At 72.9% G+C, this 19,554-nt stretch carries 23 protein-coding genes; 14 read left to right on the top strand and 9 right to left on the bottom strand.

The features are described from left to right. The first annotated feature begins 122 nt into the window (after positions 1–122). Positions 123–974 carry a ribokinase gene (locus AB0J72_RS48780; protein ID WP_363412812.1) on the top strand — a complete coding sequence of 284 codons (852 nt, stop codon included), beginning with the start codon at positions 123–125 and terminating at the stop codon, positions 972–974. Positions 975–977: 3 nt separating this feature from the next. Here the strand turns inward: AB0J72_RS48780 and AB0J72_RS48775 are convergent, their stop codons facing one another. Further along, the gene (locus tag AB0J72_RS48775; protein ID WP_363412811.1) at positions 978–1,934 is read right to left on the bottom strand and encodes a helix-turn-helix domain-containing protein; all 957 of its coding nucleotides are present in this window, start codon (positions 1,932–1,934) and stop codon (positions 978–980) included. Between the two features lie 308 nt (positions 1,935–2,242). Here AB0J72_RS48775 and AB0J72_RS48770 point away from each other — a divergent pair, with 308 nt between their 5' ends. Then, positions 2,243–3,127 carry a phosphatase PAP2 family protein gene (locus tag AB0J72_RS48770; protein WP_363412809.1) on the top strand — a complete coding sequence of 295 codons (885 nt, stop codon included), beginning with the start codon at positions 2,243–2,245 and terminating at the stop codon, positions 3,125–3,127. Here the strand turns inward: AB0J72_RS48770 and map are convergent. After that, positions 3,063–3,878, bottom strand: coding sequence for a type I methionyl aminopeptidase (gene map, locus AB0J72_RS48765; RefSeq protein ID WP_363412807.1), 816 nt, complete (start codon positions 3,876–3,878; stop codon positions 3,063–3,065). The genes AB0J72_RS48770 and map overlap by 65 nt on opposite strands. Positions 3,879–3,947: 69 nt before the next feature. On the opposite strand from map, the gene AB0J72_RS48760 reads away from it, so the two are divergent. From AB0J72_RS48760 to AB0J72_RS48740, 5 genes are all read left to right on the top strand, one after another. Next, positions 3,948–4,214 (top strand): helix-turn-helix transcriptional regulator, encoded by a 267-nt coding sequence (locus AB0J72_RS48760; RefSeq protein WP_344507401.1) that lies wholly within the window; start codon positions 3,948–3,950, stop codon positions 4,212–4,214. A gap of 81 nt (positions 4,215–4,295) precedes the next feature. Further along, positions 4,296–5,399 (top strand): cellulose binding domain-containing protein, encoded by a 1,104-nt coding sequence (locus AB0J72_RS48755; protein WP_363412805.1) that lies wholly within the window; start codon positions 4,296–4,298, stop codon positions 5,397–5,399. A 77-nt stretch (positions 5,400–5,476) separates the two neighbouring features. Beyond that, positions 5,477–5,824 (top strand): hypothetical protein, encoded by a 348-nt coding sequence (locus AB0J72_RS48750; RefSeq protein ID WP_363412803.1) that lies wholly within the window; start codon positions 5,477–5,479, stop codon positions 5,822–5,824. Between the two features lie 156 nt (positions 5,825–5,980). Then, complete coding sequence (locus AB0J72_RS48745; RefSeq protein WP_363412801.1) at positions 5,981–6,475, top strand: TrkA C-terminal domain-containing protein; 495 nt, start codon at positions 5,981–5,983, stop codon at positions 6,473–6,475. Positions 6,476–6,595: 120 nt separating this feature from the next. Further along, the gene (locus AB0J72_RS48740) at positions 6,596–7,723 is read left to right on the top strand and encodes an alpha-lytic protease prodomain-containing protein (protein WP_363412799.1); all 1,128 of its coding nucleotides are present in this window, start codon (positions 6,596–6,598) and stop codon (positions 7,721–7,723) included. Positions 7,724–7,726: 3 nt separating this feature from the next. On the opposite strand, the gene AB0J72_RS48735 is transcribed toward AB0J72_RS48740, so the two are convergent. Then, positions 7,727–8,155 carry a MarR family transcriptional regulator gene (locus AB0J72_RS48735; protein ID WP_363412797.1) on the bottom strand — a complete coding sequence of 143 codons (429 nt, stop codon included), beginning with the start codon at positions 8,153–8,155 and terminating at the stop codon, positions 7,727–7,729. A gap of 36 nt (positions 8,156–8,191) precedes the next feature. Between AB0J72_RS48735 and AB0J72_RS48730 the strand changes: the two genes are divergently transcribed. Continuing rightward, complete coding sequence (locus AB0J72_RS48730) at positions 8,192–9,427, top strand: multidrug effflux MFS transporter (RefSeq protein ID WP_363412795.1); 1,236 nt, start codon at positions 8,192–8,194, stop codon at positions 9,425–9,427. Between the two features lie 135 nt (positions 9,428–9,562). Here the strand turns inward: AB0J72_RS48730 and AB0J72_RS48725 are convergent, their stop codons facing one another. Then, positions 9,563–10,309, bottom strand: a complete 747-nt coding sequence (locus AB0J72_RS48725; protein ID WP_363412793.1) for an IclR family transcriptional regulator C-terminal domain-containing protein — start codon at positions 10,307–10,309, stop codon at positions 9,563–9,565. A 159-nt stretch (positions 10,310–10,468) separates the two neighbouring features. Here AB0J72_RS48725 and AB0J72_RS48720 point away from each other — a divergent pair, with 159 nt between their 5' ends. Next, positions 10,469–11,992, top strand: a complete 1,524-nt coding sequence (locus AB0J72_RS48720; RefSeq protein WP_363412791.1) for a hypothetical protein — start codon at positions 10,469–10,471, stop codon at positions 11,990–11,992. 115 nt (positions 11,993–12,107) lie between these two features. On the opposite strand, the gene AB0J72_RS48715 is transcribed toward AB0J72_RS48720, so the two are convergent. After that, positions 12,108–12,653 carry a DUF1772 domain-containing protein gene (locus tag AB0J72_RS48715; protein WP_363412789.1) on the bottom strand — a complete coding sequence of 182 codons (546 nt, stop codon included), beginning with the start codon at positions 12,651–12,653 and terminating at the stop codon, positions 12,108–12,110. 78 nt (positions 12,654–12,731) lie between these two features. Between AB0J72_RS48715 and AB0J72_RS48710 the strand changes: the two genes are divergently transcribed. Continuing rightward, positions 12,732–13,400: a TetR/AcrR family transcriptional regulator gene (locus AB0J72_RS48710; protein ID WP_363412787.1), complete on the top strand. Its 669-nt coding sequence runs from the start codon at positions 12,732–12,734 to the stop codon at positions 13,398–13,400. A gap of 33 nt (positions 13,401–13,433) precedes the next feature. Continuing rightward, positions 13,434–13,598 carry a hypothetical protein gene (locus AB0J72_RS48705; RefSeq protein ID WP_363412785.1) on the top strand — a complete coding sequence of 55 codons (165 nt, stop codon included), beginning with the start codon at positions 13,434–13,436 and terminating at the stop codon, positions 13,596–13,598. Between the two features lie 40 nt (positions 13,599–13,638). Here the strand turns inward: AB0J72_RS48705 and AB0J72_RS48700 are convergent, their stop codons facing one another. Beyond that, on the bottom strand, positions 13,639–14,193 hold the full coding sequence (locus AB0J72_RS48700) for an SMI1/KNR4 family protein (protein WP_363412783.1): 555 nt from the start codon (positions 14,191–14,193) through the stop codon (positions 13,639–13,641). 66 nt (positions 14,194–14,259) lie between these two features. Here AB0J72_RS48700 and AB0J72_RS48695 point away from each other — a divergent pair, with 66 nt between their 5' ends. Further along, the gene (locus AB0J72_RS48695) at positions 14,260–14,613 is read left to right on the top strand and encodes a hypothetical protein (protein WP_363412781.1); all 354 of its coding nucleotides are present in this window, start codon (positions 14,260–14,262) and stop codon (positions 14,611–14,613) included. Further along, positions 14,610–14,975: a hypothetical protein gene (locus tag AB0J72_RS48690; RefSeq protein ID WP_363412779.1), complete on the top strand. Its 366-nt coding sequence runs from the start codon at positions 14,610–14,612 to the stop codon at positions 14,973–14,975. Before AB0J72_RS48695 ends, AB0J72_RS48690 begins: the two co-directional genes overlap by 4 nt. Before the next feature lie 6 nt (positions 14,976–14,981). On the opposite strand, the gene AB0J72_RS48685 is transcribed toward AB0J72_RS48690, so the two are convergent. Further along, entirely contained in the window at positions 14,982–15,473 is a 492-nt protein-coding gene (locus AB0J72_RS48685) for a hypothetical protein (RefSeq protein ID WP_363412777.1), read from the bottom strand. Positions 15,474–15,678: 205 nt separating this feature from the next. Here AB0J72_RS48685 and AB0J72_RS48680 point away from each other — a divergent pair, with 205 nt between their 5' ends. After that, entirely contained in the window at positions 15,679–17,145 is a 1,467-nt protein-coding gene (locus AB0J72_RS48680) for a glutamate synthase subunit beta (RefSeq protein ID WP_363412775.1), read from the top strand. Positions 17,146–17,227: 82 nt separating this feature from the next. Here the strand turns inward: AB0J72_RS48680 and AB0J72_RS48675 are convergent, their stop codons facing one another. Both AB0J72_RS48675 and AB0J72_RS48670 read right to left on the bottom strand, forming a co-directional pair. Then, the gene (locus AB0J72_RS48675) at positions 17,228–18,139 is read right to left on the bottom strand and encodes an SRPBCC family protein (RefSeq protein WP_363412773.1); all 912 of its coding nucleotides are present in this window, start codon (positions 18,137–18,139) and stop codon (positions 17,228–17,230) included. A gap of 90 nt (positions 18,140–18,229) precedes the next feature. Beyond that, positions 18,230–19,300, bottom strand: coding sequence for a hypothetical protein (locus AB0J72_RS48670; protein ID WP_363412771.1), 1,071 nt, complete (start codon positions 19,298–19,300; stop codon positions 18,230–18,232). Between the last annotated feature and the right edge of the window lie 254 nt (positions 19,301–19,554).

The raw sequence follows: 19,554 nt of genomic DNA, 5'->3' as shown, positions 1-19,554 counted from the left end.
ATCACCCCATCCGTCATCAGCACCGGCAAACGCCGGGCGCTCCTCGTGGAGGATGATCGCGGGGTGGACATCGCAGACACATCTCGCGTCACGAACGTCGCGCGCGGGGACGGCGGGGTCGGATGAGCGTGCTGGTCGTCGGCGCGGTCAACATCGACCTCGTCGTCCACACGCCGCGGATCGCGCCGCCCGGCGAGACGATCATCGCCACCGGGTCGACGACCGTGGCGGGCGGCAAGGGCGGCAACCAGGCCGTCGCGGTGAGCCGGCTCGGCGGGGCGTGCGCGCTCGTCGCCCGGGTCGGCGCCGGGTTCGACTACGGCAGCCTCGACGGTGTGGACGTGACGCGGGTCCGGCAGGACCTGGCGCCGACCGGGCTCGCCGTCGTCATGCTCGACGCCCGCGGCGAGAACGCGATCACTGTGGTCCCCGGCGCCAACGCCAACCTGGCGCCGGACGATGTCGGCGAGCTCACCGGCGCCGGCGTCCTCCTGGCCAGCCTCGAGGTGCCCCTGGAGACCGTCGCCGAGGCGGGCCGGCGGGCGGCCGCGGCGGGCTGGACCTTCGTGCTCAACCCCGCGCCGACCGGCCCGCTGCCGTCGTCGCTGCTCGCGAACGTCGACGTCCTGGTGCCCAACGAGCACGAGCTGGCGCTGCTCGGCCCGCCCGAGACCCTGCTGGCCCGGGGTGTCGGTGCCGTGGTCGTCACGCTCGGGTCGGCCGGCTGCCGGGTACACCGGCCGGACAGCATCACGGAATTCCCCGCCCATCCGGTGCGGGCGGTCGACACCACCGGCGCCGGGGACGCGTTCTGCGGCGCGCTCGCCTGGGCCCTCGACGCGGGCCGCGACCTCGACGACGCCATCCGGCTCGCCTGCGCCGCCGGCGCCCTCGCGACCCGGGCCGTCGGTGCCCGCGCCAGCCTGCCCACCGCCGCCGAGGTCACCACGCTGGCCGCGAGCCTGCGAGAGTGACGGCTAGTTCTGGGCGACCGGGAGCGCCATCATCTGGTCGCCGTCGCGGCTGCGGCTGTAGTGCACGGCCTTGCCCTCGCGGGCGCGGACGAGCAGGCCCGCGCCGAGCAGCGCGGCGAGGTGGTAGGACACCGTCGACTTGCTGAGCCGGTGCCGCCGGCTGAGCTCGGTCGTGGAGCGCGGCACGTCCAGGTCGCGCAGGATCGCGGCCCGGTGCGCGCCGAAGAGCTGGACCGGGCCCTGCACCTGGGCCGACGGGGCGGGTGTCGCCCGCAGCGCGTACTGCACGAACGAGTTGGCGGGGTCGCCCAGCTGGATGTTCAGTCCCGGGCGGCCCAGCAGCGACGGCACCAGCGGCAGGCCGGTGGCCGACAGGTCCCACGTCTCGCGGAACGCCACCCGCAGGTCGATCGCCGCGCCCGACCAGTGGATCTTCGGGTGGAGCGCGTTGACGGCGTGCCCGATGCCGTGCCGGGCCATGAGCCGGGCGCGCATCGCGACCTCGGCGTCGATGGCGGCGCGGACGGTGGAGATCTGCTCGGCGAGAACGGTGTCGTAGAAGTGGCGCAGCGCCCGGGCCGCCCGCCCGGCGAACGTGCCCCGCTGCACCGCGTCGCGCACCTCCGGGGGCAGGGTGCCGGGCAGCATCCGGGCGGCGTCGGCGGCCGGCGTCGCACGCACCTGCTCGAGCTGCTGCCGCCAGGCGGCGTCCCAGTCCTGCTCCGGCGGGCTCGGCATCAGCAGGTCCGGGACGTAGTGGCGGTAGGTGCGCAGGACCGCGCCGACCAGGGCGACATCGCGGTCCCGCAGCGCGAAGCGGGCCGCTGCGCCCGGGTCGCCGAACTCCCGGTGCCGCTCGCCGCACGCGGCCAGGCGCAGCCACTCCAGGGTCTCCGCGACCGGCGACGGCGTCAGCCGCACGTATGCGAGGCCCGGACCACCGACCGACACCGAGATCACCGTCGAACTCTACCGATTCGCGCCACGCCTGGCACCGTTCGACGAGGTTCGAACGGATTGCGGGCCGCCGCCACGGCGTAGTGCACTGCGTACGGCGCTTCGCCGGGTTCAACGGGGGACCCGGCGACGCACCCTCGCCGGCCGCTTTTTGGCGACTTGACGCACTGACGAGGGGTGCGTTACGGTCGGTGCATTACCGACAAAAGATTTTTTCGGCTGTGCTAAGGTGGGTAAGTCGGCGCGCCACCGGGACCGAGCACCGCTTCCACGGCGCCGATGGGCCGCGGCGGCCCCGTGCCCTCCCTGAGGTGGTCGGCCTGCTGGTCCTGCTCGTGGCGTTCACCCGGCTGCACGCGGCCGCCGGCACGGACGCCGCCGCCGCGACGGCGAACGCCGTGGCCCTGCAGTCGATCGAACGCGGCCTGCACCTCGGCGTCGAGCGCGGCGCCAACCACTGGCTCGCCGGCCACCTGCTCCTGAGCCACCTCGCCGTGTACTTCTACCGCCTGTACTACCTGGCGATCGCGGGCGTCCTGCTGTGGGTGTACCTCCGCCACGCCGCCGTCTACCGGCACGTCCGCCGCACGATGGTCGCGATGCTGCTGCTCATCCTGCCGGTCTACTGGGCGGTGCCGATGTCCCCGCCGCGCTTCGCCCTGCCCGGCGTCGTGGACATTGTCGCCCTGTACGACCTCTTCGGCGACGCCTCCACCGACACCACGAACGGGCAGAACCACTACTCGGCCATGCCGAGCCTGCACGTCGGCTGGTCGCTGTGGTGCGCGTACGCCGCCTGGACCGCGCTGCGCCCCGCCCGCCCGCGGCTGGCCCTGCTGCCGTGGCTCTTCCCGCTGCTCATGGCCGCCACCGTCCTCACCACCGGCAACCACTACGTCCTCGACATCGCGGGCAGCGTCGTGCTGCTGCTCGCCGCCGTCGCCGCCGCGCTGCTCTGGCACCGGCTGGTGGCGTCGGGCGGTGTTCGCCCGGCCACGCCGGACGGCGGCGCACCGGCCGTCGCGGGACCGGGCGCCACGCCGGACAGCGGCGCACCGGCCGTCGCGGGACCGGGCGCCACGCCGGACAGCGGCGCACCGGCCGTCGCGGGACCGGGTGTGCCGCCGAAGGTCAGGCGGCGGTGGCGCCCGTCGTTGCGGAGTCGGCCGGGGCGCCGGGGGTGGGGCGGCGGGTGAGGACCTGCGGGCCGGAGGGCGTGACGGCCACGGTGTGCTCGGAGTGGGCGGTGCGGGAGCCGTCGGCGGAGCGGATGGTCCAGCCGTCCTGGTCGTACTTGATCTTGTCGGTGGAGCGGCAGAACCAGGGCTCGATCGCGATGGTGAGGCCGGGCTCTAGCTTGATGCCGCGGCGGGCGCGGCCGACGTTGGCGACGTGCGGGGCCTCGTGCATGGTGCGGCCGATGCCGTGGCCGCCGAACTCGCCGTTGACGCTGTACCCGTAGGAGTGGGCGACCTCGGCGATCGCGGCGGAGATGTCGCCGATCCGGCCGCCGGGCTGGGCGGCGTTGATGCCGGCTTCCAGGGCGACCTCGGTGGCCTCGATGAGCTTCAGGTCGGCGGCGTCGGGGGTACCGACGACGAAGGACAGCGCGGAGTCCGCGACCCAGCCGTCGATGCCGACGGCCATGTCGATGCTGAGCAGGTCGCCGTCGCGCAGCACGTAGTCGTGCGGCAGGCCGTGCAGGACGGCGTCGTTGACGGACAGGCACAGCACGTTGCGGAACGGGCCGCGGCCGAACGACGGGGCGTAGTCCCAGTAGCAGGACTCGGCGCCGCGCTCCTTGATCCGGCGGCGGGCGTGGTGTTCGACGTCCATCAGGTTGACGCCGACCGCGGCGACGCCGCTCAACTCCGCCAGCAGCTCACCGACGAACTGCCCGGCCACCGCCATCCGGCCGATCTCGTCGGCGGACTTGAGCTCGATCACGACACCTCTCCCCACTTCCGTGTGCGGTATTTTTATACCACACACGGTCCGGGGCGGTATCCTGCTCGCATGGTTCGCCAACCACTCTCCGTCGAACAGATCGCCGCGGGCCAGCGCCTCGGAGCGGCGCTGCGGGCCGCGCGGGCGGGCCGCAGCCTCGTCGAGGTGGCCCTGGCGGCCGGCATCTCCCCCGAGACGCTGCGCAAGATCGAGACGGGCCGCCTCCCGGCGCCGGCGTTCGGCACCGTGGTCTGCCTGAGCCAGGCCCTGGGCGTCCCCCTCAGCGACCTCGCCGACGCCTGGCTTCCCGACACCCCCGTCCGTCAGGCCTCGTAACTTTCACGCAGCCGCTGGCCGTACACCGGCAGCCGACGCATTCCGTTGACCGTCGTCGATGCGGTGGGCCAGGCTCGGGCCATGCCCGGAACTCGATCGCTGCTTCGGCTGGCGTCCGTCGCCGGCACCGCCATGCTCGCCGGCGCCCTGCTGGTTGCCGTCAACGACGCCAACGGCAGCGTGGCGGTCACCCCCGCCCCGCCCGTGCCCTCAACCTCGGGGACGCCCAACACCTCGCCGTTCCCGCCGACCCCGCCCACGAACCTGCGGGCGACCGCCGTCACGTCCACGTCGGTGACGCTGACCTGGACCGCCTCGAGCCGCGGCTGCTGCGCGGTCACCGGCTACGACATCACGTCCATGCCGGCGTTCAACGACTACGGCCGGGTCATCGCCGTCGGCGACGTCACCACGGCCACCGTCACCACCGACATCCGGCCGGGCCAGCAGTACACCTTCCAGGTCTCGGCGCACGACGACCTCGGCCACCGCTCCGGCGGGTCGAACACGGTCGTCGTCGTCACGCCGGTCACCGACACCGGCCCGGACACCGTGCCGCCCGCGGCGCCGACCGGCCTGCGGGCCGACCCGACCAACGGGCCCAGCACCACGCTGACCTGGTCGCCCTCCACGGACAACGTGGCGGTCACCGGCTACAACGTCTACCGCTTCGACGGCCTGTTCATCTCCACGCTGCTGGCCACGGTCCCCGGCACCACGTACACGGCCGCGGTGGTGTCGCCCCGCGACCAGTTCTACGTCCGGGCCCGCGACGCGGCCGGCAACGTCTCGATCGCCTCCAACACGGTCGTCGTCACCGGCGGGACCGGCGGGCCGGGCAGCCCGTCGAGCAGCGCACCGCCGGTGCTGTCGTGCCGCGCCACGTTCACGTACACATCGGTGTGGGCCAGCGGGTTCGTCGCCGACGTCACGGTCACCAACACAGGGACGACGCCCATCTACGACTGGGTCATCACCTTCACGTTCCCCGGCGACCAGCGCGTCACCCAGGCCTGGAACGCCACCTCCGGCCAGACCGGCGCCGCGGTCACCCTCACCCACGCGAGCTGGAACCGGGTCATCCCGCCTGGTGGTTCGGTGACCGTGGGCATGTACGGCACCCGGACCGCACCGCCCACCCCGCCGCCGACCGTCTACGTCAACGGCGTGCCCTGCACCGCCTGACTGTCCACTTGCGACTCCCGCCCGCACGCCCGTTCCGCCTGGTAGCGTAGACGGTTCCGACGGGCGGGAGGTGCGGGATGAGATTCACTCCCGTCCTGCGCACGACCGCGGTCGGCCTGGCGCTGAGCGCGTGCCTCATGCTGCTCGGGCTCTCCCGGGCCCACGACGCGCTGCCCGGCGACACGTTCCAGATCGCCCGCGGCACGGTCGCCATCGCCACCGCCGGTGCCGAGACACCGCACGGCAGGAAGCTGCCCGAGTCGCGGGACCTGCGGTCCGGCGCACCGCACTGGCTCGCCGTGCTCCCACCCGTCGCCGACGCCGACCCCGTCCTGGGGCCCGCGTGCCGCGGCCCGGCCGCCGCCACCGTCCACGTCGGACGGCCGGCGGCGGCGCCGACCTGCCGGGGCCCGCCCACCTCCTGAGCGTCCACGTTGTCCGCAGCCGCGACCCCGCCGGGGTCGACGGTCTCGTCGCGTTGACCCCTCAGGAGGTCGTCCGTCATGAACCCCACACCGCCGATCACGCCGGCACGCCGGCGCCCCCGACCCGGATCCCCACCGCCGCCGCCGGCGCCGCGCATGGCCACCCGGCGGAGCGTCCCCCGCACCACCAGCGCTCCCCTGCCCGGCATCGGCACGCTGCACGTGCTCGCCGCCCGGGACGGGCACCACGTCGGCGTCATCCGGCACGACGACGACCGGCGGGAGCTCGTCGTGTACGACCCGGCCGACCCGGACACCCGCCTCACCGGGGTCCTGCTCACCGCCGCGGAGGCCCGTACCGTGGCCGAACTGGTCGGCACGACCGGCCCGATGACGCACTGCGCCCGCCTCGACCGGCACACCGACGGCGTCGCGGTGCTGCAGGTCCTCATCGGGGCCGACTCACCGCGGGTCGGCCGACCCCTAACCGGCACCGGCGTCGCCGGCGCGACCGTCATCGCCGTGGTCCGCGACGAGCACGTCGTGCCCTCCCCCGGGCAGGACCTGCGGTGCCGGGCCGGCGACATCGTCGTCGTCATCGGGCGGCCGGACGCCGCGTTCGAGGTGATCGACTCGGTGACGGCGGCCTGATGTACCGCTTGCCGTATCGCCAACAGGATCGCTGAGTGCCCTACCGCCGGACGCACCCGAGTGGTGCCATCGAGTGCACCGAGCAACCATGCTCGTCGATGTTTTCCCGGAGGCGGTCTCATGCGTTCGCTGTTCAGGCGGTACATCGTGACGGCGCTCGTCGGCATCGTGGGTGCGGCGGCGTCCGCCGTGCCCGCCGGCGCGGCGCCGTCACCACTGGTCGTCGACCAGGCCCGGGCCGACGAGCTCGTCTCCCTCGCGGGCGCCGACCTGGCGACCTTCGGCGGGGTGAGCGTCGACGAGGCCCGCAGCGTCCTGACCATCCGGTACGCACCGGGCCGGCTGGCCGCGGCGCACTCCAAGGTGGGCTCCAGCGCCGCCGGACAGGCCAGGCGGGGATGGCGGGTCGACCTCGTCCCGGTCAGCCACAGCCTCGCCGAGCTGGACGCGGTGCGCCAACGCGTCGGCCAGTGGCGGCCCGGCGGCGCGTCACTGTCGGAGTGGTACGTCGACGTCACCCACAACCGTGTCGCGGTCGGCGTGACGGAGCTGTCGCCGCGGCTGGTGGCCGCCGCGCGGGCGGAGTTCGGCGACCGGGTCGCCCTGCACGAGGCCGCGCGGGCGACCCGGGCGAGCCGGACCGCCGACTGGAAGCCCTGGGCCGCCGGGATCCGGATCACCTCGGGCGGCACGGCCTGCACCGGCGGGTTCTTCGTCGAGGTGCCCGGCACGCCGGCCACCCGCCGGATGGTCACGTCGGGCCACTGCTTCGCCAACACGGCGGTCGTCTCCAACAACGGCGTCGCGATCGGCACGGTGACCGGCCGGACGTTGACGGACAACGGCAAGGACGTCGAGTACGTCATGGGGACCTTCACGCCGTGGACCTACAAGGGCCCGTCGACCAGCGACTACGGTGACACCATCCGCGGGACGAAGGCCTCCGTGGTCGGCCAGACGTTCTGCACCAACGGCGCGTTCGGCGGCGAGGTGTGCTCGGGCACGGTCGACGCGACGAACCTCTGCGTCCTGATGACCGACGGCATCACCACGTGCAGCCTCGACCGGCTGGTCAGCGGCGCCGTCATGACCCGGCTGGGCGACAGCGGCGGCAACGTCTTCACCTATGACGCGGCCGGGCTGAAGATCGGCGGGATGATCGTGGCCATGTCGCCGGGCGGCACCACGACGTACTTCCACCCGGCCGCCGCCGTGACGCCGATGGGCTGGCGGGTCTCCGTCGGCTGACGCTCAGCGCGCCGCGGTGAAGTGCCGCTCCAGGCGGTCGAGCAGCGCGGTGCACCGGTGGACGTCGCCGAGGTCCTCACCGAGGGCCTCGGCGAGCTCGCGGGCCCAGACGGCGCGCAGCGTCCGCAGGTTGGCGGCGGCGCGTTCGGTCGGGTGGACGGCGACGCCGCGTCCGGCGGTGGCGCGGCGGGAGACCATGCCCTTCTCCTCGAGGCCGCGCAGGGCGGTGCTGACGTTGGTGCGTTGGAGCCCGGCGCGGTCGGCGATCTGGCTGGGCGAGGCACCCGGGAAGAGGTCCACGGCCCGCATCACGTGCCGCTCCGTCTCGGTCATGGGCACGACCTCGGGGCCTTCCGGCGTACGGGCGCGCACCAGCCGGCCGACGTTGAGGATCAGCTGCGCCAGGTCGGCGAGATCGGTGTCGTTGCCCACGGTTCACATCCTAGTGGATTATGACATCATAGTTATGTGCTGATAACCGCTGCCGGTGAGGACCTGCGCCGTGGGCGGCGGGCCCGGCTGGCGGTGGTGCTCGGCTCGCTCGCCGCGTTCGGCCCGCTCACCATCGACATGTACCTGCCGGCGATGCCCGGCATGGCGCGCGACCTGCACACCAGCGCGCCGCTGGTGCAGCTGACGCTGACCGTCTTCGTGGTCGGGCTCGCCGCCGGCCAGGTGATCGCCGGCCCGCTGTCGGACGCCTGGGGACGCCGCCGGCCGCTCCTGCTGGGCCTGGCCCTGTACGTCGCCGGCTCCCTGTGGTGCGCGTTCGCCCCGGACGTCGGCTGGCTGATCGCCGGCCGGGCCGTGCAGTCCCTCGGCGCCGCGACCGGCGTCGTGCTGTCCCGCGCGATCGTCCGGGACCTCTTCGAGGGCACCGCCATGACCCGCTTCTTCTCCACGCTCATGCTCGTCAACGGCGCCGCCCCGATCCTGGCGCCCGTCGTCGGCGGCCAGCTGCTGACGGTCGCCACCTGGCGGGCGGTGTTCCTGGTGCTGGCCGGGTTCGGCACCGTCCTGTCCGTCGCGGTCGTCCTCGCGCTGCCCGAGTCGCTGCCCACGCAGCGCCGCCGGTCCGGCTTCCGCGACACGCTGCGCGCGTTCCGGACCCTCGGCACCGACCGGCACTACCTGCGGCACGTCCTGGCCGCGGCGCTGATGTTCGCGGCGGTGTTCGCCTACATCTCCGGCTCGTCGTTCGTTCTGCAGGAGGTGTACGGCCTGAGCGCCCAGCAGTACAGCCTCGTCTTCGGCGGCAACGGCCTGGGCATCGTGCTCTTCGGACAGCTCAACGGGCTGCTCGTCGGCCGGGTCGCGCACGAGCGCACGCTGCTGCGCGGCGCCCTCGCCGTCGCCGTCGCGGGCGCCGCCGGCGTCGTCGTGGCCGCCACGGCCCGCCTGCCGCTGCCGGTGCTGCTGGCCTCCCTGTTCGTCGTCGTCTCGATGCTGGGCGTCGTGCTGGCCAACGCCACCTCGCTCGCCCTCGCCGGGCACGGCACCTCGGCCGGTGCCGCCTCCTCCCTGCAGGGGCTGCTGCAGTTCCTGGTCGCGGGCGTCGCGGCGTCCGCCATGAGCCTGGCCGGCCAGGCTTCCGCCGTACCGATGGGGGCGACGATGCTCGTCTGCGCCACCGCCGCACTCGGCGTGCTGACGCTTACCCGGCAGCCGGCATCCGCCCGGTCCGCCCACCCGTCCTCGCCGTGACGTGTCCAGCTCACGGAGGGACATCTCGATGTCTCGCACCAGAAGGACTCCACCCCGCCCATCAAGCCCTCGCACCCGCATCCGCATGATCTGAAGTCCGCACGGCGGGCCGATGTGATCGTGCGCGTCGGTCGGTCAAGGCTGGGCGATCAGACGGCTCAACTGATCCGCCGCGGTGCGGATCGGGGCGGCGAGGCGCTCGGGAACGAAGGCGCCGGTGCGACCGGTGACGCCGATCGCTCCGATGAGCACGCCATCCCGGTCGTGCACGCCGGCGGCGACGCAGCTGTAGCCGAGCAGCGTCTGCTTCTGCTCGACCGCCACCCTGGTGTCGCGGACCCGCGCGACGTCCACAGCGATGCGGTGCCAGTTGGTGATGGTGTACCGGGTGAGCCTCGGCAGTGCCCGCGACCGCACGTCCTCGACCAGGTCAGGCCGGTGCGCGAGCACGAGCCGCCCAGCGGCCGTGGTCAGGAAGCCCGGGCTGCGGATGACGGACGGCCATGGCCGGCGCATGTCGGCGGCGCGTTGGCTGCCGAACGCGCTCTCCAGGAGCGTGTTGCTCGTGTCGGTGAAGGTCGTCATCCAGGCGACCTCGCCGGTGCGGGCGAACAGGTCGTGGACGTAGGGCGCCACCGATTGGCGCACTCCCTGTTGCCTGGCCGCCTCCACGCCGAGCATCAGCAGGCGCCGGCCCAGCCGGTAGCGGCCGGCGTCGCGATCGAGCATGCCCCGTCCCACCAGGTCGGCGGCGATCCTGCGCACGGTCGGTTTCGGGACGCCGGTGCGGGCGGTGAGCGCGGCCAGGGTCGCCCGGCCGTCGAGATCGGCCACCGCGTCGAGCACGGCCAGCACTCGCCCGGTGACGGTGCGATCGTCCATGGCACCACTATCGCGGGCCGGACGCCGCGCGTGCCAACGCAATTGTGCGGGTCACTCAGTGACACGCCGCCCTGGCACCGCGCCGCGGCCGAACGCACGATGAAGCGCGCCTGCCCGGGGTGGTGCAACGCATCGCAAGGCTGAAGGGGTCGATTCGTCATGGGCAACTCCATCAAGACAGCGTCCGGCGACGTCCATTTCGCGACGTGCCGCTACTACTACGACACTTCGCAGGCGGCGCTGCAGCGGCTGGCCGACCTGCACCATCGGGCGGTCGGCGAGAAGGGCCCGTTCCAAACCCCGGTGGTGAACGGGTTCACCGAGCAGGACGCCTTCCACGCCTACAGCGACGCGTCGGTGGCGCTGCTCGCCCAGCTCGCCGTCGCTGGGCCTTCCGCGCAGGTGGCAATGCTCGACGAGATCGCCACCGCGGCCGACCGGATGGGAACGCTGGACGGGCTGGAGGGCGTCTTCCTGAGCGCGGCACGGGCCGCGCAGTACATCGGCGCCGACGCCGTGCTCGGCAACGCCGCGGACGTGTTCCAGGCACTGGGGCTGCCGGGGCAGCTCGGCGGCGGTGCGCTGACGTCGGCGATCCTGGACGCGGGGACCGGCCTGATCGGCTTCGTCACCGGCGGCGACATCGGCGCCGCGTTGTCGGTCGGGACGTCCGGCTGGCTCAGCAGCCCGTCCATCGGCATGAGCCAGCTCGGCATCGCCGGTGCGGGTGCGGGTCTCGCCGGGCTGGATCTGCTCTTCAGCGGCACGTTGCCAGGGCTCGCCGGTCTCGGCGGCCAGGGCGTCGGCATCGGCCAGGGTGAGCTGGGCGTCGGCCACACCGGGCCGTCGTCTGAGCTCACCGGGGACGTCGCCGAGGGCGGCCTCAAGTTGGGCGGTGCGATCGGCACCCTGGTCGGCGGACTCGTGAGCGGCCCCGGTGGTGCCGTGTTCGGTGGCGCGATGGGGGGCGCCGCCGGATACCTGATCGGGTGGGGCGTGGAGAAGCTCGACACGCCGTACGTCCCTCCCAACCCGGATGCGCACACGGGCACGTACGGACCGTACGGACCGTTCATCCAGCCGTACATCGGGGCGAACCACGGCAGCACGACGGCGACCGGAACTCCGATCCCCCCAACGCCGGCAACCGGAACCACCGGCGGTGGCACGGGCAGTGGGGGCGCGGGCAGCGGGGGTACGGGCAGCGGCGGCACGCCAGCGGGGTCGGAGGAGAAGAAGACCATCAAGCCCGGCGACAGCACGAAATCGCCCGTCGACGACGGGGGTGGCGGCTCGCTCAACGCCGCGAACGGTCCGGGCTGGTTCCCGGCGCGGGCGCCGTACGGCGCGGGCATGGCGGCCTTCTCGGTCTGGCAGCGGGAGGCGCTGCTGCTCATCGGGCTGCCGGCCTACGACGACGAGGGCACCGTCCACCTGGACGGATACTTCCCGATCGAGAGCATCACGACCAGCGGCATCCCGTCGCACGCCGTCCTGCGGGGCCGGCTGATCAGCCCCACGACCGAGCGGGGTCGCACCGCCGGCGGGTTCGCGACCCCCCGGATGCTCGCTACCGGGCCAAGCACGAAGCTGACCATCCCGGCGACGGTGAACGGCCAGACCCGGTACGGCCTCGTCGAGTCGGTCAGGGCGCTCTTCGAGACGATGCAGAAGTTCCAGTAGGCCGTTTGCGCTGGTCGTTCGCGTCGTACCTGCCATCCGAACCTCACCAGGCACTGGGCCAGCTCGGGAACGGTGCCCGTGCGCCGCTTCGATCGGCCGGTGCACGCGTTGCGGACTACGCCCTCGGCTGAGCTGCCGTCAGCTCGGCTGACCGGCTCGGGTTCGGGTGCGGGGTGGCGCTTGACGGCGCAGCCGCCCGCTCCACGACGTGGGCAGCCAGGAGGGTTACGAGGGTCAGCAGGGCGAGGACGGTGCGCACCAGGTGCAGTCGCTGCCAGCGGCTGCGAACCTCGGTCCAGTCGGCTGGTGGAGCGTCTGGGTTCCACGTGTCGCCGATGGCGTTGAGTGGCTCCAGCCGGCTCACGGTCAGCCCGATGGTGACCGCGATGAGCAGGATCGCCACGACCGCCGCGACGAAGGCCAGCTTCGAACGGCCGTAGCCCAGCACTGCAGTGAGGGTCAGCAGGCCCACACAGGTCAGCAACATCGGTGGCATGGCCCGGCTCATATCGGTGTTCATGGCTTGCCACCAGCGCGTGTAGGCGTCGGCGGGCAGACGGGTCACGCTCGGCGCGATGACCACGAACAAGACGCCGCCGGCGTACAGCGCGACGAGCGCCGTCGCCAGGGCCCGCACGACCTCGAACGACCAGGTACGCATGACCGAACTCCACTCAACTGGATCGACTTATATTGAATAGAATTCCTTCCACTGAAAATTCTGGCAACATGGTGTCCGATGACCGACAAGCCCAAACGCCGGTACGAGAGCGAACTCCGTCGCGAACAGTCCGACGGCACGCGCCAGCGGATAGCCGACGCCGCCCGGGAGCTCATGCTCGCCCGCGGTTACGCCGACACCACCATGGGCGACGTGGCTACCGCGGCCGGCGTTGCGGTCCAGACGCTCTACGCCGCCTGCCCCGGAGGAAAAGCAGGCCTGGCGAAGCTGGTCTACGACACGACCCTGGCCGGCGACGCCGCGCCGGTCGCGATGAGCGAGCGGCCGGCCGTGGCGGCGATCATCGCCGAGCCCGACCCGGCGCGCAAACTGCAGCTCTACGCCAGCATGGTGGCCACCACGGCCGAACGCATCGCCCCGGTGCACGCGGTGCTGCGCGCGGCGGCCGGCGGCCTGGGTTCACTCCTGCAGGAGTCGGAGGCCCAGCGCCGCGCCGGGACCCGCGGCCCAGCCGGCATGCTCGCCGCGGCCGGCGCCCTGCAACCCGGCGTCGACGCGGGCCGCGCGGCCGACATCATCTACGCGCTGACGTCGATCGAGGTCTTCGAACGACTGACCACCACCTGCGGCTGGTCCATCGACGACTACGCCGACTGGCTGACCTCCACGCTCACCGACGCGCTGCTGCCGCACCTGCCGGTCCGGCACACGCAACCCGTGGACTGACCCACAGGCCCCCAAACACAAAACGCTGCCAGCGTGTCCGTCGAGGAGAAGCCGGTGAAGGTGCCCACCGCACTGATCGGCTGCCAGGTCCGGCCGACCCTCATCGCCCAGTTCGAGTCCTGGCACCTGTCCGGCCACGGCGTCGACAACATGGTCGTCGGACCCGCCGCGCACGCCGACCGGCAGCAGCCGGACTGAGCAGCTCCCGAAGCGTCACTGCCGTGCTCGGCCGTGCCTTTCACAGGTCGGCGATGCCGCCATCGTCGGCGAACACTGTTACGGCGTGCAGCAGCCTGCCCAGGAAGTCGTCGAGTGACTCGGCCACCACCGTGACGTCGACGTTGAGGACGCCCTCGTACACGCCTGCCAGATACGAGCACTCCCGCAGCCGGAAGACCCTGCCGGTGGCACCGGCCGCGACCGCGTAGAGCGTGCCGCCGCCGTCGCTGCCGAAGACGACCACGTCGACCTCGCGCTCGAACGGCCAGCCGATGCGGTCCGGACGCCCGTCGTCGTGGTCCGGCATGTTGAGGATGTAGTCCGGCTCGAACATGAACAGGCCGTTGGCGATGTCCGGCAGCACTACCTCGCCGACCGACCCGCACACGGCGACCAGGTCTTCAGGGATCCAGGGCAGGCGCGACCTCAGCGCGGCGAGCTCCGCCTGCGACGCGGGTGGCCCGAGCGTGTGTGTGTCCGGCTCGAACGGAAACGTCGACACGATGTCGCGCAGCGCCCGCGTGACGGCCGCTTCGATCGACGCCTTCCAACCTGCCAGTCCTTGCTCGTCCAAACGGCATCCCTCCGGTGCGGCCGCTCCACGCGCGGGCGTCGTCCGGTGACGCCTACGATCATCGTCGTGGCCGAGACCGTAATGCTCATGTTCAGCTACTTCGAGCACGACTGGGATCAGAGCATCGAAGGCGCTGAGGCGATGGATGCGGAGCTGATGCGGCGCGTCACCGAGGGTGAGTGGATGCCGTACACCGGCGACGAACCCGACCCGGAGGACATCGCGACGATCGAGGATCTCGAGGCCCGCGCCCGCGAGGCGGTCGACGAGTGGGACGTGCCCGACGACGTCGTGCGCGTCCCGATCGAGAAGCTGCGGGCCGTCATCGGCGGCGGGGGTTGGACGTTCGTCGCGGGCGAGTTCGCCGAGTTCGAGGGGCACCACAACGACACCGAGTACGTCGTCAAGCTCGCCCGGTGACCGCCGGCATGACCGAGTCCGTGCTGCTGATGTTCAGCTACTTCGAGCACGACTGGGACGAGGGCATCGACAATCCCGAGGCGGCGACCACGGAGCTGATGCGGCGCGTCACCGAGGGCGATTGGACGCTGTACAGCGGCGACGGACCCGACCCGGACGACATCGCGACGATCGAGGACCTCGAGGCCCGCGCCCGAGAGTCGATCGACGCGTGGAACGTGCCCGACGACGCCGTCCGCATCCCCATCGACAAGCTGCGGGCCGTCATCGCCGCCGGCGGCTGGACGTTCGTCGCCGGCGAGTTCACGGAGCTCGTCGGAAACCACCACGACACCGAGTACGTCGTCCAACTCACCCGGTAACCGCCGCTACGGTTTGGGGGTTGTGGGGGGTTTGGTGCAGTCGTCGCCGATGTCGAGGGTGTGGTCGGGGCGCAGGATGGCGTCGGCGGGCTCGGACTCGCTCGGGTGCGGGAACTCCCAGCGGATGCTGTCGTGCACGGCGGCGATCGGGGTTGGCTGGCGCACGTCGAACGCGTAGACCCAGACGAAGTTCGTGGTGACGCGCAGGGTCTGGACGCCGTCGACCTTGGCGGAGTCGAAGGTGACGCGGCCGCTGACGCGTGGCTGCTCGTCGGGGTCCGGTTTCGCGGACGGGTCGATCCAGGTCACCGCGTTGATGCGGGTGGCGCCGGTGAGCCACTTCGTGGTCCCGGTGCGGGCGTTCGGCGCCAGCAGTGCGAGGAACGCGGAGTTGTCGTGGCCGACGAGCACCTTCTGGTCCAGGCGGCCGGCCACGAGCGCCTGGTGCACCAGTTGCGGCGACGGCGCAGCCACTATCTGGGACGCCGTGATCGGCATCGGGGCGCCACGAGCGCCTGCCAGAACGCCAGGTCGTGCGCCGTCGCTTCCACCAGGTGGGAGGTGTGCGGGCATGCTGTGGGAAATTTGGCTCCGGTACCCACTGTGAGAAACCTGGGCCGCACCGCTAAGGTGCACCGACAGGCCGGGCCAACGCTGTCCCACCGTATTCCGATGCACCCACAGGCAACGGTGGAGGTCAGGCATGCCCGATCCGATGGGCTTCATGAAGTACCGGCGTCAGCTGCCGCTGCTGCGTCCTGTGACCGAGCGGGTCACGGACTGGCGCGACGTCTACCAGCGCGCGGACTCGCAGCTCATCCACGAGCAGGCCGCCCGGTGCATGAACTGCGGTGTCCCGTACTGCCACAACGGCTGCCCGCTGGGCAACCTGATCCCGGACTGGAACGACCTGGTCCGCACCGGTGACTGGGAGCGCGCGGCCGACGTGCTGCACGCGACCAACAACTTCCCCGAGTTCACCGGGCGGCTGTGCCCGGCGCCGTGCGAGGCCGCCTGCGTCCTCGGTATCGGTGACGACCCGGTCACGATCAAGCAGGTCGAGGTCGAGATCATCAACCGCGCCACCGACGGCGGGGCACTCAAGCCGTTCCCGGTGGCGGTGCCGTCGGGGCGCAGCGTGGCCGTGGTCGGGTCCGGCCCGGCCGGTCTCGCCGCCGCGCAGCAGCTGGCCCGCGCGGGTCACGCGACCACGGTGTACGAGCGCAGCGACGCCATCGGCGGCCTGCTGCGGTACGGCATCCCGGACTTCAAGTTCGAGAAGCACCACATCGACCAGCGCGTCGCCCAGCTCGAGGCGGAGGGCGTGACGTTCGTCACCAGCTGCCACGTCGGCGAGGACGTGTCGCTCGCGGACCTGCGCAAGCAGCACGACGCCGTCGTCCTGGCCTGCGGCGCGCTCGACGCCCGTGACGTGCCGGACACCCCCGGCCGCGAGCTGAGCGGCATCCACCAGGCGATGGAGTACCTGGAGGGCGCCAACCGGGTCGTCGCCGGCTCGCTGGACGCCCCGCCGATCAGCGCCGAAGGGCGGCACGTCATCGTCGTCGGCGGCGGTGACACCGCGGCGGACTGCCTCGGCACCGCCCACCGCCAGGGCGCGGCCAGCGTCCAGCTCGTCGAGGTCGCCCCGCTGCCCCCGCCGCAGCGCGACTCGTCCCGCAACCCGTGGCCGACCTGGCCGATCATGCTGCGCAGCGGCTCCGCCCACGAGGAGGGCGGCGAGCGCAACTTCGGCTGCGCGATCCGCCGCTTCATCGGTACCGAGGACGGCAAGCTCCGGGCGGTCGAGCTGGTCGACGTCCTGCTCGGTCCGGGCTTCACCCTCACCGAGGTCGAGGGCACCGTCCGCGAGATCCCCGCGGACCTGGCCCTCCTGGCGATCGGCTTCGGCGGCACGCAGGACGGCGCGCACCTCGAGCAGGTCGAGCTGACCCGCAACCGGCGCGGCACGATCGACACCGACGCCGCGTGGCAGACCGCCGCGCCGGGCATCTTCGTCGCCGGCGACGCCCGCCGCGGGCCGTCGCTGATCGTGTGGGCGATCGCCGAGGGCCGCTCCGCGGCCGCGGCGGTCCACGAGTACCTCGGCACCGGCGGCGCCCTGCCGGCGCCGATCACCCCGTCCTCGATGCCGCTCGCCGCGCACTGAGGGCACCCGGAGACACCGTGCAGGGCGGAGCGGCATCGCCGCTCCGCCCTACGCCTTTGCGCACCGGGTCCGGCCGGCGCCGTCAGTCGTCGAAGGCGAACATCCCGGCGGGGATGCCCGGGGCCTCGTACTGGCGCCAGATCCTGCGGAAGCCGGGCACCTCGAGGTAGCGCCGCGCCGCGGCGAGGCCACTGAGCCAGCCGGCCCAGCCCGGGTAGGGCGGGTTCTCCACGTCGAACCCGCTCTGCACGAACGTGAGCCGGGTCCGGCCGCCCGAGCCCTCCAGCTCCCAGGTCGAGGTGAGCCCGTCCGGGAACCGCAGCGACGCCCGGCGGCCCGGCTCGAACTCGACGAACCTGACGCCGCCCGACGGGTCCAGGTCGAAGCCGCCCATCGCGAACCGGCCGTCCACCCTCGGCTCGATGTCGACGCGGACGCCGGACCACCGGGTGTAGCGGTCCGACTGGGTGAGCGCGTCGAACACCGCCTGCGGCGCGGCGTCGATGACCACCGAGCCCTGCAGTTGCGGTGAGGTGTAGTCGCACTTCGGGGTCAGCTCGCGCCCCGCCAGGTAGTCGTGCAGGTTCTCCAGGGCGAGCGTCCAGAACGTCTGCAGCTCACCGCGCGGCCCCGCCATGTCCGACAGGACCTCCGCGAAGGTCGGCAGGTCCGTCTGCGTCAGGGCGACCAGCGTGCGCTCCGTGCCGTCGGCGCCGGCCTCCTGCTCGGTCAGGGTGATCTCGACCGTGGTCTCGACACCGCCGACGGTCCAGGCCAGCCGCAGGCCGCGCTCGTCGGCGTGCAGCAGGCGCTGCCGCGGCTCGGCGCCGTCGGGCGTGTGGCGGCCCCAGAACTGGAACCGGTCGGGCAGCGTCACTTCGGCGTGCTCGGCCAGCCACACCCGCAGCGCGGCCGCGTCGGTCAGCGCGGCGTGGACCACCTTCAGCGCGGCCGGCATGACCGCGCTGACACGCAGGTCACTGTGCTCTGTCATTGGGATCTCCTTCGGTACTGCCTGCTGGAGCCGCCGAGTAGGGCAAGGTCATTCATGCGAAAGCGAGTCTTTACGTAAAAAGATGTTTTGTCAATCGCCCACGCGCAGCCCGTTGGTCGCCGAGCACGACCGGCAGCCGCCGCGGCGGCGGATGCGGTACGCGGCCACGGCGACGGCCAGGGCGGCGCCCCACACCGGCCACAGCAGGGCGGGGCCCATCATCGCCAGCTTCCCCGCGTCGGGATCCAGGTACAGCACGCGGGCGAACATCAGGCCCGCCGACGTGACCGCCATCGCGACGACGACCGCGGGGACGACGGCGAGGGCGACCGGCACGCGGCGGCCCCGCAGCAGCGGGATCCAGCGCGGGAACCGTTCGCCCCACGGGCGGATGAGGCCGAACGTCAGCACCGAGCCGACGAGGCCCATGCTGCCCAGCGCCGCGCCGCCCCACCAGATGCCCGGCATCTCCTCGGCCATGTCGCGCAGCTGGGCGGAGCTGAAGCCGAGGGGGATGCCGAGGGCCCAGGCGAAGCGGGTCGCGGCGTACACGACCGGGACGCCGGCGGCGACCCACACCGCGGCCCTGCCCCAGCGCGCCGGATCCCGGCCGGGTGCCTGAAGGCCGGCGCGGCCGCAGGTGGTGCAGGCGCCACGGCGGGCGCGGCGGTGCGCGAGCGCGGCGAGGGCGAACAGGACGCCGCCGGCCATCAGGATGCCCTGGTTGAGCACCGGCCACGGCAGCTGCGAGGCGACCGACACCCCGTCGGGCCAGCCGAACGGCTTCCCGGCGAGCAGGACCGGGACGTGGCCGAGCGCGACCAGCGGCCGGTAGTCCGGCACGACGACACCCAGGACCAGCGCCACGGTCCAGGCGACGGCCTCCAGCGCGGCACCGGCGCGGGCGGGCACCGCGCGCCGGCCGCCGGCGGCGAGCAGGCCGGCGACGAGGGCGGCGCCGAGCGCGACCGCCGCGATGACCGGCGCCGTCGTCGACCGGTGGACCCCGCCGAGGATGGACAGCCCCTTCTCGATGCCGGGGTCGGGGTCGGCGGCGCCGAACGGGAAGCCGGCACCACCGGCCGTCCAGTACAGCGCGAGCAGCCCGTACGCGAGCGCCCAGCCGGCGGCCAGGGCGGGCCAGTTGATGCGTGGTGTCATGCGTCCCAGCCTCGGCAGGCGGGCAGCGGCGGGGCATCTGCCGAAGGACGGGTTCCCGGGGCCGGGGCGGGGCCGGCTCTGCCGTTCGGCGGACCGCGGCGCCACCGGCGGGTCTTTACGCTGATCGGGTGAGCGATGCGATCGGGGCCCTCGCGGTCGTGCCGGCGGCGGCCGCGGGCGGCGCCGTCGTGCTCTCGGCCGTCGTCGCCGCGATCGGCCGGCCCGACCGGCGGGTGTGGCCCGCGCGCCTTGCC

The organism is Dactylosporangium sp. NPDC049742 (assembly GCF_040674675.1).
GTDB lineage: Bacteria > Actinomycetota > Actinomycetes > Mycobacteriales > Micromonosporaceae > Dactylosporangium > Dactylosporangium maewongense.
This window is presented reverse-complemented; position numbering and strand designations above follow the sequence as displayed.